Here is a 16,688-nt window from a genome sequence, read left to right as displayed (position 1 = left end):
GGCAGGCCCTCGTCGACGAACTGAAAGCAGAGGTGGCCCGCGAGATCAGCCCGATCGCGCGGCCCCGCGAGATCCACATCGTCCCGGAACTACCGAAGACCCGCTCCGGCAAGATCATGCGACGACTACTACGCGACGTAGCCGAAGGCCGCGAACTCGGCGACACCAGCACCCTGGTCGACCCCACCGTGTTCGAGGCCATCCGCGCGGAGAAGGCCGACTGACAGAACCACTTCGACATATTTCGTCTCCCGGTCGCAACCGGTTCAGTACTCGAAGTGGCCGTCGGGCGGCGGGGTCGACCCCTCCGTCGCCGGGCCGCTCGCGCAGTACAGCGTGTAGTTCACCGAGGTGCCCTCGGATCGTGGGTCGTGTCGGAGACCACGATCGGCTCGCGGTACGGCGACGAACAGAACAGTGGCCCGCAGCACCGTCGAGGCGGGATTACGGGGTAGGCAGGCGCGTGGCCAGATCGTGACGGTGACGGTCTCCCCATTCCGCCGAAGGGAGTGGGGCGGCGGCGAGGACGACGGGCTCGCGCAGGTCTTCTACGCAGGTGCCGGGTACATGTCGGTGCCGGGATCTATGCTCGTGCGCACATGGACAGCGGCGCGCTTCGGGCTTCGGGATTCGCATGCGAGATCGATTTTCCGGCAACCACTCTCGTGGTTCGAGCGCCGTCGTCCCGGACTGTCCCGCTTCGGTCGTGTACCACGTTGCGTCGCTGCGGATCGGCTTGTGGCGCTTCACAGTTGAGGAGGACTCGTGCGGCCCGTGTCGGATGAGGTGTTCGTGTTTCGGATGTGGCGGCGGGTGTGGGGGTCCCCGGAGTGGGTGTCCGGGCCGCGGTTGCTGTTGTATGTGGGCGACGGCGATCCGGTGGCGCCCGCACAGGTGTCCTGGACGACGCGGGAGGGGATACGGTCCGCGCTCGGTTTCGCACCGGATATGACGAGCTGTTACGGGCGTCGCGAGGTGGGGGGTGCGGTACAGGAGATGCGGGGCGAGCTCGATGAGCGGTCCGCGGCGGAGTCGGCGCGCGGGTACGAATTCGATACCGAGACAGCGGTTGCCGGTGGTTGGGAGGCGGCCGGGCTGCTGCGGCTGCTGATCGACGACGGTGACGGGGGCGGTGTGAATTCGGTGGAGTGGTCGGGTCCGGCGGGTGATGTCGGCTCCGTCGCGTTGCTCTCGCGGGATGTCGGTGGCCTCATCGAGGAGGTCTGGGCCAGTGCCGAATATCGCGAGGCCGGCGAGGTGGCCGTCAATCTGGTGCGGGCGACTACCGACAAGTGGTTGGCCGCGCAGGACCGGGCGACGCTCGAGTTCCGGTTCACCGCACCGGTTTCGGTCGATCGGTACGAGCTGACTTCCGCCGGCGACTGCCCGGATCGCGATCCGTCGGCGTGGACGCTGCGTGGTTCGGTGGACGGCCAACGGTGGCGAACGCTCGACATCCGTTCCGGGCAGTCGTTCGAGCAGCGGCACCGAGCCCGCGCGTTCTCGATCGCGCGGACGGAAGCCTGGTCGCACTACCGGCTGGACATCACCGGCAATCACGGCGCGCCGGAACTGCAACTGGAGACCGTGCGGTTCCTGGTCACCGACGGTTGCGCGGGGTACCGGCGGCGCGCCGGAGCGGGGCCGGTGCCGTTCCGGGGCACCGTCGTCGCAGCTGGGATGTCGCTGCCGAGTGAACTGTCCGGGCCGTTCTCGGAGACGACGCAGGCGCTGGGTCCGCTGTCGGCTGCCCGGTTCACGCCGATGGTGACGGCCTCGTTCGCGCCGGTGGCGGCGCCGGCGGACGAGGGGGCGGATTGGCAGCCCGGGGGCTCGTGGCTGCCGCTGGGTGGCAGTTTGTCGATGCAGTCGCTGACCTCTCCGTCGGGCCGGTTCACGCTGCTGCACGGGCCGTACGGTCCGTGTTTCGCGTTGCGGGACAACCTCACTCGGGAACGGGTGTGGATCGGCGATGCGCCGGATTCGCACATGGTGTGCCTGGGGCCCGACGGAGATCTGGTGGCCTGGGGGCATCGTGGCAATCGGTTGTGGAGCACCGGCACGGCGTGGCTGGGGGTGCGGCGGCTCGAGGTGCGCGACAGCGGCGAGGTCGCGTTGACCGACGTGGACGGCAAGGTGGTGTGGAGTTCGGGGATTCCCGAGCTTCCGTTCGGGGACGGTCCCCGGCCGGTGCCGCGCGGGGCCACGCTGCGCCGGGGTGAGAGCTTGTACGGGCAGACGTTGACCAGCGCCGACGGGTCGACCGTGCTGTGCCACGACGGACGCGTGGTGCGGATCATCATGCACGGCAGCACTTCGCACTGGGACCGGTTCCCCGAGGCCGAGAACGAGTTGTCGCTCGACGCGGATGGGTTCCTGCGGCTGCGGACGCTGGACGGCGCTGTGCTGGAACAGATCTGCGGTCCGGGTGCCGAACTCGTGGTCGAGCGCGGTGCGGTCGAACTGCGCGACGAGGCGGGGGCCGTCGTGTGGGCCTCCACCCGGTCGCAGCGACCGGGTCCGGTCCGGGAACCGGGGCTGGCGCAGGACGATGTTCTCGTCAACTGGTTGGACGCGCTCACCGGAGGCGGCCACCGCGTGGCGGTCGCACGGGACACCACACCGCAGGACGTCCTCGCGCGGATCGGTGTCACGCCGGTGGCGGGAACTTGGCGCGAGCTCCGGAGGCACAGGGACACAACGCATCCGGACGGCGGGAGCGTGGTGGCCGCCGTCGCCGTGGGTTCGGATGTCCTGCTGGTGTCCGACGATCCCGAGTTGCCGGTGCCGGCGCTCGCGCCGTGGGTGGCGGCCGTGCAGCAGCCGGCGGGTTCCGCCTTCCCGACGTTCAGCCTGCATCGGGACGGCGAACTGGTGAGCGAGATCCGGGAGTATCCGTCCCGGCACAAGGGAACCAAGGTGCCGGAGGTCGCGGCCGCGCTGGCGGAGGTCGTGCATCCCTTGCACATTCACACTCTGCTGTTCCGCACGGCCGGGGTCGTCCCGGGCGCCGCCGCGTTGGGTGGCGAGTTGCTCGGTGGCGTCCTGGCGCCGCGGCCGGCGGCCGAGCCCACGCCTCCGGCCGAGTCTCCGCTGCTGCTGGAGGGTTGGCAATCCATGGACGCGGTGGTGGTCCGCACCGACTTCAGCGACCCGGCAGCATGGGATCGAGTGATCCGGGAACTGCGGTCGCCGTGGTTCGACGACGATCCGGTCGAGCCCTACCTGATCTCCGACCCGCGATTGACCGACGCCCCGGCGGAGCAGGTGGTGCGCGAGGTGCGCGGCGCGCAGTCCGCGGAGGGGACGCCGGGGGCGGTGTTCATCGCCGACAGCATCACGATGCGCGAGCCCGGTAATCCCCTGCTGGCCGTGACGACCGAGTGGGACGGCCGGGCCTTCGAGGACGACGAGGACGAGTACGTCACGCAGTTCCGGCTGCTGCCCGACGCGGCGGTGGAGATCAGCACGAATCTGGACCTGGGCAACATGGACTTCGCGGATTTCGCGGGCGAGGGGGTGTACGAGCGCACGGCGTGAGGTTGTGGGCGTCCTGGACACCCGCGTTCATCCCCGAAGCCGACGGTCGGGAAGTGCATGCGCGCGGCGTTGCCCGCGAGCAGCAGCCGGCCGCGGCGGTACCTGCCGGGCCTCTCGGGTGACGTTGCCGAAGCGCGACAGCCACACCGGATTCCGAAGCGCGACCGCTATACCGGATTCCGCATGCCGAAGTCGGTTCCCGCGATCCGCTCGACCGTCCGGCACAATTGCGCGCAATTCCGCGAGCGTCGGTTCGCCGGGCCACTCGGAGCGGCCGGTTTCGGGATCCGCCCACCGGGCGGTGGATGCCGCTGGGCAACGGGACGATCATCAGACCGCCGTCGCGGTCGGCGATCTCGACGCCGCCAGGTGGGGCCGGAAGACACCGGTGCGCGGCGCGGTCCGGCGGGCGGGCTCGCCCCGCTGCGGGGCTACTTGATCACGCGGTGGAACGTCATGGTGCTGTCGAATCGGGAGATGCGCCAGTGCCCGTCGTCGTCGCGCCGGACATCCATGAACACGTCGGACAGCAGGGCCGGGTCGGCGTGCTCCTGTTTGGCGGGTACACCCGCGGTGGTGAAGTAGGCGAGGCCGAATTCGATCTCGGCCGTATCCGCACCGGTGAACGCGACACGGAGGTTGTGCAGGGTGTGGCGGTGGAACGGCACACCCTCCTCGGTCGCCTCCAGCCGGGCATAGCGGTCCTTGTAGAACTGCAGCACCTCGTCGCGGTTGCCGCGGACGGTACCGCCGACGTTGTAGCGGACGTCCTCGGTCAGCAGTTCGGCCATGCCGACGATCCCGTTGTTCACGTCGAGTTCGTGGGCCCACTCGGTGACGAGTTGCTGGATGACGATGACCGAAACTGCCTGGTCCGGGTCGAATGTGACCATGTGAATCCTTCTTCAGCGCTGAGGTGCGGACGTCTGTCGGGTCCGGTTGCGGTCCGCTCGCGGCTACGCGACAGCACACGCCGGTGCCTTCCCGGCCGATGCCGGTTCGCCTCCGATCTTCGTGCCCGCATGCCGAAACCGACCGGAATCGACCATAGCTCCAATGAGCGGCATGCAGTACAGGGTCGGCGGACCCCGCACCGGACACCGTGCGCCGTACGGCTACCCGGACGCGGTCCGGATCGACGTGCCGGCGGTGGGCGGGGGCGTCGCGTACACGCTGTGGAGCAAGCAGTTCACGGTCACACTCGGCGCGCAGCAGGCGCTGCAGTTCTGAACCACGCCGGGACGCGGCGACGGCTCTCGCCGGCGATCCGCTCGGCCGGCCGCGCGGGTCGCCCGGCGCCGCGCTGCGCCACCGGCACGCTTGCGCGGCGGGGCGATGCGGCGCACAATTCATCACACAGTGAATTCAACACTCGATGAATTGAGATGATCATGACGGCAGGGAGTCCACCCGCTATCGAGGTCGAACATCTGCGGGTTCGGCGCGGCGGGCGCGAGGTGTTGCACGATGTGTCGGTGACGGTGCCGAAGGGGTCCATCACCGGATTGCTGGGACCGTCCGGATGTGGGAAGACGACGCTCATGCGCAGTGTCGTCGGGACGCAGCTGGTCTCGTCGGGGGATGTGCGGGTGCTCGGGGAGCCGGGCGGGTCGATCGGGTTGCGCGCCCGGGTGGGGTATGTGACGCAGGCGCCGAGCATCTACGACGACCTCACTGTGACCGACAACGTCTCGTATTTCGCGGCGTTGTACGGGCGGTCCGCCGCCGATGTCACCGAGGCGATCGGCTCGGTGGGGCTGGGTGAGCATGCCCGGCAGCGGGGTAATCAGCTGTCCGGCGGACAGCGGACGCGGGCCTCGCTGGCCTGCGCGCTGGTGGCCGATCCGGAACTGCTGGTGCTCGACGAGCCGACCGTGGGGCTGGACCCGGTGCTGCGCGCGGACCTGTGGAAGCAGTTCCATCGGCTGGCCGAACAGGGGCGGACGCTGCTGGTGTCCAGCCATGTGATGGACGAGGCCGAGCACTGTGATCGGTTGCTGCTCATGCGCGACGGACATCTGCTCGCCCAGCTCACGCCGGACGAACTGCGGGCACAGACCGGCGAAACCAGTTTGGAGAACGCGTTTCTCGCGTTGATCACGATGGGAGAGTCGCGATGACAACCACTTTCGCCGCACCGGTGGCTTCGGTGCGCTGCTACACCGCCACCACGATCCGGATCCTGCGGCAGCTGCGGGCCGATCCGCGGACGATCGCGATGTTGCTGCTGGTGCCGACTCTGCTGCTGACGCTGCTGTATTTCGTCTACAAGGACACCGTCTCGCCGCCTGGGATGCCGCGACTGTTCGACCGGGTCGGGATCAGCATGCTCGGGATCCTGCCGTTCATCGTGATGTTCCTGATCACGGCGATCGCGATGCAGCGGGAGCGGACCTCGGGCACGCTCGAGCGGCTGATGACCACGCCGCTGTCGAAGCTGGATCTGCTCGCCGGGTACGGCACCGCGTTCTCGGTGGCCGCCGCGGCGCAGGCCGGGCTGGCGTGCCTGGTGTCGTTCTGGTTGTTCGACATGCAGGCGGCCGGCAGTGTGTGGCTGGTGTTGCTGATCGCGGTGCTGGACGCGGTGCTCGGGGTCGCGCTGGGCCTGCTGGCGAGCGCGTTCGCACGCACCGAATTCCAGGCGGTGCAGTTCATGCCGGTGATCGTGGGCCCGCAGTTCTTCCTGTGCGGGCTGCTGGTGCCGCGTGGGGAGTTGCCGCGCTGGCTGCAGATCATCAGCGATGTGCTGCCGCTCAGTTATGCCGTGGACGCGTTGCAGCAGGTGTCGCGGCATTCGGGGACCACCGCGGACATGTGGCGGGATCTGGGTATCGTGGCGGCCTTCGCGGCGGTCGCGCTGGCCCTGGGGGCGGCGACGCTGCGGCGGCGGACCGCGTGAGCTCCGGCGGCGAGGTAGCGGAATCCGGCCACGGCGGTGACGGCGCCGCCAACGGCCGGACCGGGCGGCGGCCGGGGCAGTCCGGCACCCGGGAGGCGATCCTCGCCGCCGCCCGGGCCCGGTTCGCGGAGGTGGGGTTCGACAAGGCGTCGATCCGGTCCATCGCCACCGCGGCCGAGGTGGATCCCGCTCTCGTGCATCACTATTTCGGGACCAAGCAGGAACTGCTCACCGCCGCGATGGACATCCCGATCGATCCGGAGGTGATACTCGGCAGATTGCGATCGGTGCCGCTGGATCAGTTGGGCGAGAACATCGTTCGTGCGGTGGTGGGGTTGTGGGACTCCCCTGTCGGCGTGCGGGCGGTGGTCGCGGTGCGCAGCATCCTCGGCGGCGGGGAGGTCTCGCTGGCGAGGGCCTTCCTGTTCGAGGTGGTGCTGAAAGAGGTTCGCACACGGGTGGATTCGCCACCGGGCACCGGCACCGTCCGGGCCTCCCTCGCGGTGTCGCAGATGATGGGCGTGCTCGTCGCTCGCAAGATCATCGGAATCGAACCGCTGGTGTCGATGCCGGTCGAGGAACTGGCCCGGTTGGTCGGGCCCACGCTGCAGCGCTATCTGACCGGCGACCTCGAGTTCACCGAATAGCCGTTCCGGATCGATGATGTCGGTGTTCACCGCTAGGGTCTGCGACCATGACGACAGAGACCACATCCGCGGCGGACGAGACGATGGCGGCCATCGGCGAGGCCGTCACAGCCGGTCACCGAGGCGACCCGGAACGCGCCCACGCAGAGCTCACCGAGCTCTGGGAACGCGTCGGGGTCACCGGTGATCCGTTGCACCGCTGCACGATCGGGCATTATCTCGCCGATCTGTGCGACGATCCGGCCGAGGCCCTGGTGTGGGACATCCGGGCGCTGGACGCGGCCGACGCGCTCACCGACGAACGCGCGCAGCAGCACGACGCCGGACTGAGCGTCGCCGGGTTCTATCCGTCGCTGCATCTGAATCTCGCCGACAACTTCCGGCGGCTGGGCTCGTTCGCCGCCGCGCGGCGGCACCTCGACGCCGCACGCGACCGGGTCGGCATCCTCGCCGACGACGGGTACGGCAGCACCGTCCGGATGGGTATCGGCCACCTGGAGGAGGCGCTCGCGGCCGGTTCCACCGAGCGGTTGCCCAGCCACTGAGCCGGTCCGCCCGGCACGCGCCCGGATGGCCGACGGGTGGATACGGCTGGGCCGCCGAACGAATCGCCGTAGCTGACGGACGGGTCCATCGCCGGGTCACCCGTTCGGCTGGTGTTGTTCGAGGCAGGCCGGCGGCGGTCAGCCCTGGGCGGTGAAGGCTTCGTGCTCGGCGTCGGTCACGTCGCGCGCCTCATCGATCAGCAGTACGGGGATGCCGTCGTCGATGGGGTAGGCGCGGTGCAGGCGCGGGTTGTAGAGCACGCTGTCGCCGCCCTCGGTCCGGACCAGCGACAGCGGGCCCTTGTCCTGCGGGCAGGCCAGCAGACTCAGCAGGGTGGGGTCCAAGGTTTGTTCCGGCATGACCGACAACCTACCGGTCGCCCGAGGCGGCATGTTCCGGCGCCCGGCGGAACGAGAAGTAGCGGTGCCCGAAATAGCTCGCGACCGCGACCAGACCCATCACCACGACCGTGGCAGGGGTCACCGGCAGGCCCCAGGTACCGACGGCCAGCTGCACCCCGACCGTATTCAATACCAGCCCACCGGAATTCACGACGATGAAACGGAAGAGGTCGCGCCCCAGGTGACCCCGCACCCGGAACACCAGCGTCCGGTGCGCCGCGAACGCCACCAGGATGCTGACGCAGTAGGCCAGCACCACCGACACCGCGGGGGGCCAATCGGATCCGAGCACCTTCAGCCAGAACACGGTCAGCGCCATACCGAGCAGGGTGTTGCCCGCGCCCACGGCCGCGAACGCGATCTCCTGACGGCGCAGCAACCGCAGCAGCAGGCCGGGGGCAGGCGGCTGTTCGATGTCCATGGCCGCCGCGCGGTCGGCGTCGCCGATGCCGTGCACCGGCCCGGCCGGGGCCGTGCCGGGGGTGCGCACGGTGGCGTCCGGGTCCGGGAGGCAGCCCGGCGGTGTGGTCACGAGATCGCTTCCGCCGGTTCGCGTTCCGGTGAGTCGGCCGAGTCGTCACGGCGGCGGGTGCGGATGTGGGCCCATTGCAGGAGGCCGAGTCCGACGAGTCCGGCGATCGCGGTGCCGATGCAGATCTTCCAGCCCGGCGGCCGCCACGACACCTCGAGTTCGGCGTCCGAGGTGCCCGCCGGAATGTTCACGGCGAGAATCGATTTCGACACCGTCGTGATCGGCAGCGCATGCCCGTTCAGGGTCGCGCGGTAACCGGGCCAGCCGAGTCGCGCGAACACCACGCGGCCGCCCTCGGCCGAGGACACCCGCACGCGGCTGGTGGTGTCGGATTCCGACAGCGAGGTCGCGGTGACGTCGTGCGCGTCGGCGACCCGGCCGTTCACCGTGGAGAGGAGGCCGTCCTCGCGCTCGAGCACCCAGATGTAGCGCTCGTGGCCGGGGTAGTCGGCCCACTTCCAGCCGTCCGGGGCCGGCTGTTCGCCGACGTCGGGGAACATCGCCTTCTGCAGCACCACGCGGTCCAGCTTCAGCAGGTCGACCAGGGTGCGGCCGGTGCTCGGTTCGGGGGCGAACAGGCGCCGGTAGGCGTCCGGGCACACGCTGGCGTCCCAGCGCATGCACAGCATGTCGCCGAACCAGTAGTGCCCGTTGGGGGTGTAACCGTTGACGTAGCTCAGTTCGAGGTCGCGGGCGTAGTTGCCGAAGACCAGCGAGCCGTACGCGCCCTCGATCGACTTGTCGTTCGGCTGCAACAGCCCGCGATCACCGAGCTGGATGGTGGTGCCGGCGAAATGCGGGAACGCCGCCTTGGCGTCGGAGCGGTAGGCGGGCAGATTCCACGACATCGGCGTCGGCTGCACACTCCGCACCTGGCCGTACGCGATCGGGAACATCGCGACGATGGTGAGCACCGCCGCGGCGGCCGTGCCGCGGGTGCGACCCAGCCACACCGCGACCGCGCCCAGCGCGGCCACCACGACCACCGACAGCAGATGCCACACCACGTCGTGCGGGTCGGCGCTGAAGGTGCGCACCCACAGGGCCGCGATCAGCACCGCGGCCGCGACGCACCGGTTGCGCCAGTCGCGGGTCGTACCGAATCGGCCGACCAGGACGCAGACCAGGATCAGCAGACCCAGCGCCACCATCGGCAGCACCCGCGCGGGCCAGCGCAGCGGGCCGACCGTGCCCGGCCCGGCCGCCCACATCAGGAACATGATCGCGAACAGCGCGGCGGCGGTGAATTCCTGCCACGCCGCGCGCGCCTTCCGCCAGTCGACGAACGCCAGCACCGGGATCAGGAACCAGGCGATGTAGGTCATGGGCAGCGGCTGAATATAGCCCCACCAGGAGGTGAACGCCGGAAGTGTGGACGGCAAACTGGCATTCAGCGATTCCGACCACGGCACGGTCAGGAACATGTCGTTGTTGATCTGGGAGTTGCCGCGCCAGCTGACCTTCGCCGACAGCATGCTCGGCAGGTAGGTCATCAGGCCGGCCAGACCCGCGCACACCGCCACCGCGGTCAGCCGCGCCACCGACCGCCAGGCCCGCCGGTACACCAGTTCGCCGACCGCCACCGCGACCAGCATCAGCGCGGATTCGACTGCGGGAAAGACATATTCGACCGAAATGGCCAGGTACAGGAAGACGAACACCGGGATCGGGCCGGACTTCCCCCGCGCGTACCGGACCGCGGAGGCCCAGGCGTTGATCATCCACGCGGTGCCGGTCAGCGAGGTGACCCAGCTCGCCTCGTCGAAGAACAGGAACCAGCCGGTGAGCGGGAAGGCGATACCCGCCACCGCCGCCCACGGCGCGCGGGCGCGATAGACCAGGCAGACCCGGTAGACGCCGAGCGCCGCGACGATCGCGAAGATCAGCTTGACCACGGTGTCCAGCAGCGCGAGATTGTTCACCGACGGCGCGATCAGATCGATCAGCAGCTGCGGCGGGTTGAACAGGCCCGCCTCCTCCTGGCTGTAGTTGCCGGTCATCCACTGTTCGGGGACGAGCATCGGCAGGTGCCCGGACCGCAGCGCGCGGCCGAACATGATCCACAGCGGGGTGTACTGCGATTCGCTGTCGTCGGTGTAGAAGTGCCGCGGATTGGCGAGCAGGACAGCGGCATACCCGGCGACGACCCCGAGCACGGTGACCATCGCCCATCGGAACGTCTCGCCGCGCCACGGGCCGCCCCGGCCGCGCGACTGCTGCTCGACGGGCACGTCCGGTGCGATCGGGGACGGCTCGGCGAGGGCCGTCGACAGGGCACTATCCACCACGATTGACAGACCCTACAGGGCATCGGGCGGGCCGTCAGCCGCCGTGGTCCGTGCGGAGCGTGTGCGGCGGCCTCCCACCTGCGATCGTGTTAGAGTTCACCCCACATTCGGGCCCTGCCATACCATGCGAGGGGTTCCGGCGCGCACCGTCATCGAAAGTCGAACCAGCTGATGCCGATACCCTCCGCACGTTCGCACCACCGCATCCCGGTCGTCCACGCCCGGAGCAACGGTCACCAGGGCCGCGCCCACGGCGTCTCCGTGGTCGTGCCGGTCTACCGCGGCGAAGAGACGATCGCCGATCTGGTCGCCGAACTCCACGAGCTGGCGCGGCCCACCACCACTCCCGGCGGGGCCACCTTCGTGGTCGAGGAGATCGTGCTCGTGCACGACCACGGGCCGGATCGCTCCGATGTCGTGCTGCAGCGGGTGGACCGCGAGTACGAGCAGGTGCGTGTGGTGTGGTTGAGCCGCAACTTCGGCCAGGACGCCGCCACCATCGCCGGGATGTCCGCGGCGCGCGGCGAGTGGATCGTCACCATGGACGAGGACGGCCAGCACGATCCGGCGTTCATCGGCACGTTCATCGACACCGCGCTGGCGCAGCGGGCCGACCTGGTCTACTCCAAGCCGAGCAACACCCGGCCGCACGGTTTCCTGCGCAACATCACCTCGCGCGGCGCGAAGCTGGTGCTGGCGACGCTGTTCGCCTTCCCCGATTCCACCCGGTTCGAGAGTTACCGGTTGATCCGCGGCGACATCGGCCGGCAGCTGGCCGGGGTGGCGTCGAACGGCGTGTATCTGGACGTGGCGCTGACCTGGGTGGTCGGCGAGGCCGCGCAGGCGCCGGTGGTGCTGCGGGCCGAGGGCCGCGAGGAGTCCGGCTACAACTATCGCCGGTTGTTCTCGCTGTTCTGGAAGATGGTGCTGTGCAGCGGCACTCGCGGGCTGCGGCTGGTGAGCATGCTGGGGGTGACGCTCGCCCTCGCCGGGCTGGTGTTCGCGGCGGTGATCACCTGGCAGAAGATCTTCGACGAGGGCAGCAACCCCGAGGGATGGGCCTCGACGATCGTCGTGCTGCTGCTGGTGTCGGGGGCGATCCTGTTCTCACTGGGCCTGATCGCCGAATATCTCGGGGTGGCGTTGCACGTCCTGGTGGGCAAACCGTTGTATCTGACGGTAGATTCGCCGACACCGCGGCCGGACGCGCTCCCCCTGGAGTTGCCCGAGCCGGAGTTGATCACGACGAGCGCAGGGAGCGATCCGGGTGAGCACTGACCGCATCATCTTCTCGCGGCCCCGCCGGGCCGCTGGCGAGCTGGCCAATCTGGAAGCGGTGCTGTCCTCGGATCACAGTCACGGCGACGGGCCGTTCACCGCGGCCGCCACCGAGAAGCTGCGGCGGATCACCGGTGCGCCGCACGTGCTGCTGACCACCTCGTGCACGCACGCGCTGGAGATGGCCGGGCTGCTGCTGGAACTGGGTCCGGACGACGAGGTGATCGTGCCGAGCTTCGGCTTCACCTCGACCGCCACCGCGATGGCGCTGCGCGGGGCCACCGTGGTGTTCGCCGACATCGACGACCGCGGCAACATCGACGCGGACTCGGTCGCCGCCGCGATCACCGAGCGCACCAAGGCGATCATGGTGATCCACTACGGCGGTGTGGCCGCCGAGATGGATCGGCTGCTGGCACTGGCCGAATCGCGCGGTATCGCGATCGTCGAGGACAACGCGCACGGACTGGGCGGCAGCTGGCGGGGCCGCCCGCTGGGCACCATCGGCGCGGTCGGCGCGCTGAGCTTCCACGACACCAAGAACGTGCACTGCGGTGAGGGCGGCGCGCTGCTGCTCACCGACGACATCCTGATGGCGCGCGCGGAGATCATGCGCGAGAAGGGCACCGACCGGGCCCGCTTCCTGCGCGGCGCGGTGGACAAGTACTCCTGGCAGGACATCGGCTCCAGTTATCTGCCCAGCGAATTGAACGCCGCGGTGCTCGACGCGCAGCTCGCCGATTTCGACGCGATCCAGGCGGGCCGCTTCCGGGTCTGGAACTCCTACGCCGCCGCGCTGCCGGATTGGGCCGCGCGCAACGACGTCCGGCTGATGCGGGTGCCGGCCGACCGGGAGCACACCGCGCACCTCTACTACCTGCGCACCCCCACCGAACAGCGCCGCGACGATCTGATCGATCATCTTCGCGCCCAGGGCATTTCGGCGCCGTTCCACTATGTGCCGCTGGACTCCAGCCCGGCGGGCCTGAAACTCGGCCGCACCCCGAACCCGTGCGTGCGCACCGCGGAGTTCTCGAGCACCCTGATCCGGCTGCCGCTGTGGCCGGACCTCACCGACGCGCAGGTCGCGCGGGTCGTCGAGGCGGTCACCGACTTCACAGTCTGAGCACGGCGGGTCCGGCGCGACACCTCCGGGAAGCCGGTCGCAGGCCTTCACCGGCAGCGTTCGGCTCGCGGTGTTCGCCGATCCCGACCCGCGAAGCGCTCCGTCAGTGCGGACACGCCGGTCGGCGATGCCGCCGCGCTCGGCATGGCGTATCGGCCGCTCCCAAGCGCGGTCACCCGTGTCGCAGAGTCGAGTCCGTCTCGGCGGCCAGGCATCCGGCTGCGGGCACAACCCGGGGCGATCCGCGAACATGCCGCACCACACCCCTCCAACTCGGCTCGGCCGATGGCGCGCGCCGCCCGTACACCGCCGCACCGCACCCGGGGCTCGCTCTGCCGGGGTCGGGACGCCATCGAAGACCCCGGCCGGTCGCATTGGGGCCGTGGCGAATTGCGCGACTGTCAGCCGAGAGTCGGGACCACGGATTCGGTGGTGAGGATCTCGTAGGTCTCGGTGGCGCGGTCGTAGTACCAGGTGTGCGGGCCCGGGACCGGCTCGATCATGGCCCGGACCGCCGCGGCCGAAGGGCGGAAGGTGGCGCTGCGGGGGATGTCGTCGACGACGAAGACCAGATCGGGCCGCTGGGCCGGATCCAGGGCGCGCATCGCCTCGGTGACGTCCTTCGGATCCAGGCGGTGGCCGTCGCGGATGCTGACGGCCACGGCGGCCAGGGTGCGCCCGGCGACCGGGAGCGCGAAGGCCACCTCGGTGTCGACCGCGGTGATGTCGTTGAGGGTGTCGACGATCGGCTCGGTGTAGACGGGTCCGCGCGCGGCGCCGATCACGGTGTCGCGGCGGTCCATCAGCCAGTAGTCGCCGTCGCTGTCGCGACGGAACAGGTTCTCTGTCGGCAGCCACGCGTCGCCCGGGGCGAACAGGCCGCGCAGCACCCCGCCGGACAGATCGGTCGCGTCGGTGGCCCGGCCGATCAGCAGGCCCACCTCGTTGTCGGCGGCGCGGCGCGCGAAACCCTGTGCGTCGGTGATGATCTCGTCGGTCGCCGGATCGTAGGCGACGAGTTCGGCGCGGGCCGTGCCGGGCACCGGACGGCCCTTGCTGCCGATCTTGGACCCGGCGACGTTGGCCAGCACCACATCTCCGGAGACCGAGGCGTAGAACTCCAGAACCCGTGCGGGAGCGAATCTCTCGGTGGTGCGGCGCCACAGGCCGGCGGGGATGCCGGAGCCGATGAACAACCGGATGGGATGCTGGTGGCCGTTCGGGAAGGTGTCTGCGTCGAGGATGTCGCGCATCATCGTCCAGGTGTAGGTGACGACGGTGACGCCGTAGCGGTACACCTCCTCACCGAAGCGCGCCGGATCCAGCGAGCGGGCCAGCGCGATCCGGCTGCCGCCGGCCACCGCGCCGCCCAGGCTCACCAGGAGTCCGGACGAATGGTGCAGCGGCGCAAGGCAGTACACGGTGTCGCCGCGGTCCAGGTCGGCGGCGGTGGCGGTGCCGAAGGCGGACAGGGCCCAGCGGTGGTTGGTGACGTACCTCGGCGCCAGGCTCGGGCCGGTACCGGTCACCAGGACGAAGGCGAGCTCGCGGGCCAGGCCCGGATCCGGGCGGAACCAGCCCGGCAGCGTCACTCCGGCGGGATCGATCCGCTCCAGATCGGTCACGTCACCGGTGGCCGGCAGGTCCAGGCCGCGCGCCTCGCCGCCACCGAGCACCAGCACCCGGGCGCCGGTGGCGGCCACGTCCCGCAGGTTCTCCGGATCGGTGACGACCGTGTGCGCGCCGGTCAGTTCGAGCGCGCGCGGCAGATCGCGGCCGGGTGCCAGCAGCACGGCGACCGCGCCGATGCGCGACAGCGCCGCGACGGCGACCAGTGCGCTGGGCCGGGTCTCCATCACCACGCCGATGCGCGCGGCGGGCCGCACGCCGACCGAGATCAGGCCGCGCACCACGTTGTCGATGCGGGTGTCGACGGCGGCGTGGGTGTGGACGCGGTCGTCGAACAGCAGATATTCCCGCTGCGGGGCCCGCCGCGCCTGTTCGGCCAGCAGTCGGCCGAGCGACACCCGGGTGTGCGGCTGGATCATGCCGAGCCGGGTGAGCCGCGGCAGCGCACGCGCCGCCTCCCCGGTGAGTTCCACCGAGCCGCGCAACGCCTTGCCCGCGAGGGTCTCCAGCGTGCGGCCGATACCGGCGCCGGCCTCCGCGAGGCCGGCGACGGTGTCCACCACGCGGGTCATCGCCGACGCGGGCCCGCCGCCCTCGACGTGTTCGGGCATCGGCTCGACACCCACCGGCGGCCCCTCGCCGCCTTCCTGCCAGAACACCCAGTCCCGCACCATCGGCCAGGTGCTGATCGTGGCGGTGCTGCCGGCCACCAGGCCGAAATGACCGGCCACCAGATCGGCCTCGTAGACGTCGGCGTTCGGCGCGGCGCGGACGATGCCGCGCACGGCGGCGGGCTGGCCGATGTCGTCGATCTCGCCGACGAAGGCCAGGATCGGGCACTTCAGCTCGGCCAGGGAGACCGGCTGACCGCCGATCACGAAGCCGCCCAGCATCATCCGGTTGTGCGTGACGAACTGCTTGAGCAGATCCGCGGCGGCCGGCCCGGCGTAGCCGACCCAGCCGTCCTGTTCCAGGAACCGGCGCTGCCGTTCCTTGGGCAGCAGCGCGTCGCGGTCGTGCAGCTGGCGCAGGAAATCCAGCCGGGCCTTGGCCGTCTTGACCGGATCCAGCAGCTGGAAGGCGACGCGGACCATGGCGTCGGTGATCGGCAATCGGTTCAGCACGTGGTCGGCGATGAAGTCGGTCACCTCCGAGACCAGGCCGTAGGGCAGGCCGAACGGCATGCCCGCGACGATGTCGACCGGGCTGCCGAAGGTGACGATGCTCGCGACGCCGCGGCCGTGCCGGTAGGCGGTGGTCTGGTAGGCGAACATGCCGCCCTGGGAGTAGCCCATCAGGTGCACGTTGCGGCCGGTAGCCTCGACGACGGTGTCGATGGCCGCAGACAGGGCCAGCACGTGATCGGACAGATCCCGCTCCCAGCCGCCCTCCTCGGTGGCCGGGGAACCGAAATCCACCACCCAGCAATCGATTCCGGCACGATGCAGGATACCCACCGCACCACCCTCGGCGTTCACGTCGTAGACGTCGGCGGAGACCATCAGCGGCGGGACGAACAGGGCGACGGGACGATCCCGCGGCCGGTCGCCCCCGGCGCCGGGGAAGTAGCGCCGCAACCGGTACATCCGCTTGCGCTCGGCGATCTCGTAGGGGGAGGACTCCAGGTCGTGCCCCAGCCCGCCGAATCGGATCACCTCGAGCCCGTTGCGCGCGGTCGACATCAACCGCCGCGCCGACTCGACCACCGACCTCGTCCCGAACTTCACGATTGCTCCCAGCCCTCATACCCGGCGCGTGGGACTCCGGCGAGACCCGCCCTGTCGAGCTTGCCACAACCCCTG

14 protein-coding genes are annotated in these 16,688 nt (G+C 70.0%); 9 read left to right on the top strand and 5 right to left on the bottom strand.

Annotated elements, in window-relative coordinates; all coding sequences use genetic code 11:
- Positions 1 to 224: AMP-binding enzyme (locus NRB56_RS32575; RefSeq protein ID WP_406603557.1), on the top strand; the 224-nt coding region annotated here is incomplete at its 5' end.
- Positions 225 to 765: 541 nt separating this feature from the next.
- Complete coding sequence (locus tag NRB56_RS32570) at positions 766 to 3,540, top strand: DUF6924 domain-containing protein (protein ID WP_153348163.1); 2,775 nt, start codon at positions 766 to 768, stop codon at positions 3,538 to 3,540.
- A 431-nt stretch (positions 3,541 to 3,971) separates the two neighbouring features.
- Here the strand turns inward: NRB56_RS32570 and NRB56_RS32565 are convergent, their stop codons facing one another.
- Entirely contained in the window at positions 3,972 to 4,433 is a 462-nt protein-coding gene (locus NRB56_RS32565; protein ID WP_153348162.1) for a nuclear transport factor 2 family protein, read from the bottom strand.
- 172 nt (positions 4,434 to 4,605) lie between these two features.
- On the opposite strand from NRB56_RS32565, the gene NRB56_RS32560 reads away from it, so the two are divergent.
- The 5 genes from NRB56_RS32560 (at position 4,606) to NRB56_RS32540 (ending at position 7,631) form a co-directional block, all read left to right on the top strand.
- Positions 4,606 to 4,770 carry a hypothetical protein gene (locus tag NRB56_RS32560; RefSeq protein ID WP_153348161.1) on the top strand — a complete coding sequence of 55 codons (165 nt, stop codon included), beginning with the start codon at positions 4,606 to 4,608 and terminating at the stop codon, positions 4,768 to 4,770.
- Positions 4,771 to 4,925: 155 nt separating this feature from the next.
- Complete coding sequence (locus NRB56_RS32555) at positions 4,926 to 5,660, top strand: ABC transporter ATP-binding protein (protein WP_153348160.1); 735 nt, start codon at positions 4,926 to 4,928, stop codon at positions 5,658 to 5,660.
- Positions 5,657 to 6,439, top strand: coding sequence for an ABC transporter permease (locus NRB56_RS32550; protein WP_153348159.1), 783 nt, complete (start codon positions 5,657 to 5,659; stop codon positions 6,437 to 6,439). The genes NRB56_RS32555 and NRB56_RS32550 overlap by 4 nt, the downstream gene beginning before the upstream one ends.
- Complete coding sequence (locus tag NRB56_RS32545; protein WP_319943856.1) at positions 6,436 to 7,086, top strand: TetR/AcrR family transcriptional regulator; 651 nt, start codon at positions 6,436 to 6,438, stop codon at positions 7,084 to 7,086. Before NRB56_RS32550 ends, NRB56_RS32545 begins: the two co-directional genes overlap by 4 nt.
- A 47-nt stretch (positions 7,087 to 7,133) precedes the next feature.
- Positions 7,134 to 7,631, top strand: coding sequence for a hypothetical protein (locus NRB56_RS32540; RefSeq protein ID WP_153348158.1), 498 nt, complete (start codon positions 7,134 to 7,136; stop codon positions 7,629 to 7,631).
- A 138-nt stretch (positions 7,632 to 7,769) separates the two neighbouring features.
- Here NRB56_RS32540 and NRB56_RS32535 read toward each other — a convergent pair whose 3' ends face one another.
- From NRB56_RS32535 to NRB56_RS32525, 3 genes are read right to left on the bottom strand one after another with little or no spacing between them, the layout of a single operon-like run.
- The gene (locus tag NRB56_RS32535; RefSeq protein WP_153348157.1) at positions 7,770 to 7,991 is read right to left on the bottom strand and encodes a Trm112 family protein; all 222 of its coding nucleotides are present in this window, start codon (positions 7,989 to 7,991) and stop codon (positions 7,770 to 7,772) included.
- 10 nt (positions 7,992 to 8,001) lie between these two features.
- Positions 8,002 to 8,565 carry a GtrA family protein gene (locus NRB56_RS32530; RefSeq protein WP_319943855.1) on the bottom strand — a complete coding sequence of 188 codons (564 nt, stop codon included), beginning with the start codon at positions 8,563 to 8,565 and terminating at the stop codon, positions 8,002 to 8,004.
- Positions 8,562 to 10,730 (bottom strand): glycosyltransferase family protein, encoded by a 2,169-nt coding sequence (locus tag NRB56_RS32525; protein ID WP_153348217.1) that lies wholly within the window; start codon positions 10,728 to 10,730, stop codon positions 8,562 to 8,564. The genes NRB56_RS32530 and NRB56_RS32525 overlap by 4 nt, the downstream gene beginning before the upstream one ends.
- A 294-nt stretch (positions 10,731 to 11,024) precedes the next feature.
- Here NRB56_RS32525 and NRB56_RS32520 point away from each other — a divergent pair, with 294 nt between their 5' ends.
- The gene (locus NRB56_RS32520) at positions 11,025 to 12,131 is read left to right on the top strand and encodes a glycosyltransferase family 2 protein (RefSeq protein WP_153348156.1); all 1,107 of its coding nucleotides are present in this window, start codon (positions 11,025 to 11,027) and stop codon (positions 12,129 to 12,131) included.
- On the top strand, positions 12,121 to 13,257 hold the full coding sequence (gene rffA, locus NRB56_RS32515; RefSeq protein WP_319943854.1) for a dTDP-4-amino-4,6-dideoxygalactose transaminase: 1,137 nt from the start codon (positions 12,121 to 12,123) through the stop codon (positions 13,255 to 13,257). Before NRB56_RS32520 ends, rffA begins: the two co-directional genes overlap by 11 nt.
- A 401-nt stretch (positions 13,258 to 13,658) precedes the next feature.
- On the opposite strand, the gene NRB56_RS32510 is transcribed toward rffA, so the two are convergent.
- Complete coding sequence (locus NRB56_RS32510) at positions 13,659 to 16,613, bottom strand: AMP-binding protein (protein ID WP_319943853.1); 2,955 nt, start codon at positions 16,611 to 16,613, stop codon at positions 13,659 to 13,661.
- Between the last annotated feature and the right edge of the window lie 75 nt (positions 16,614 to 16,688).

It is taken from the genome of Nocardia aurantia (assembly GCF_009604425.1).
Taxonomy (GTDB): Bacteria; Actinomycetota; Actinomycetes; order Mycobacteriales; family Mycobacteriaceae; genus Nocardia; species Nocardia aurantia.
This window is presented reverse-complemented; position numbering and strand designations above follow the sequence as displayed.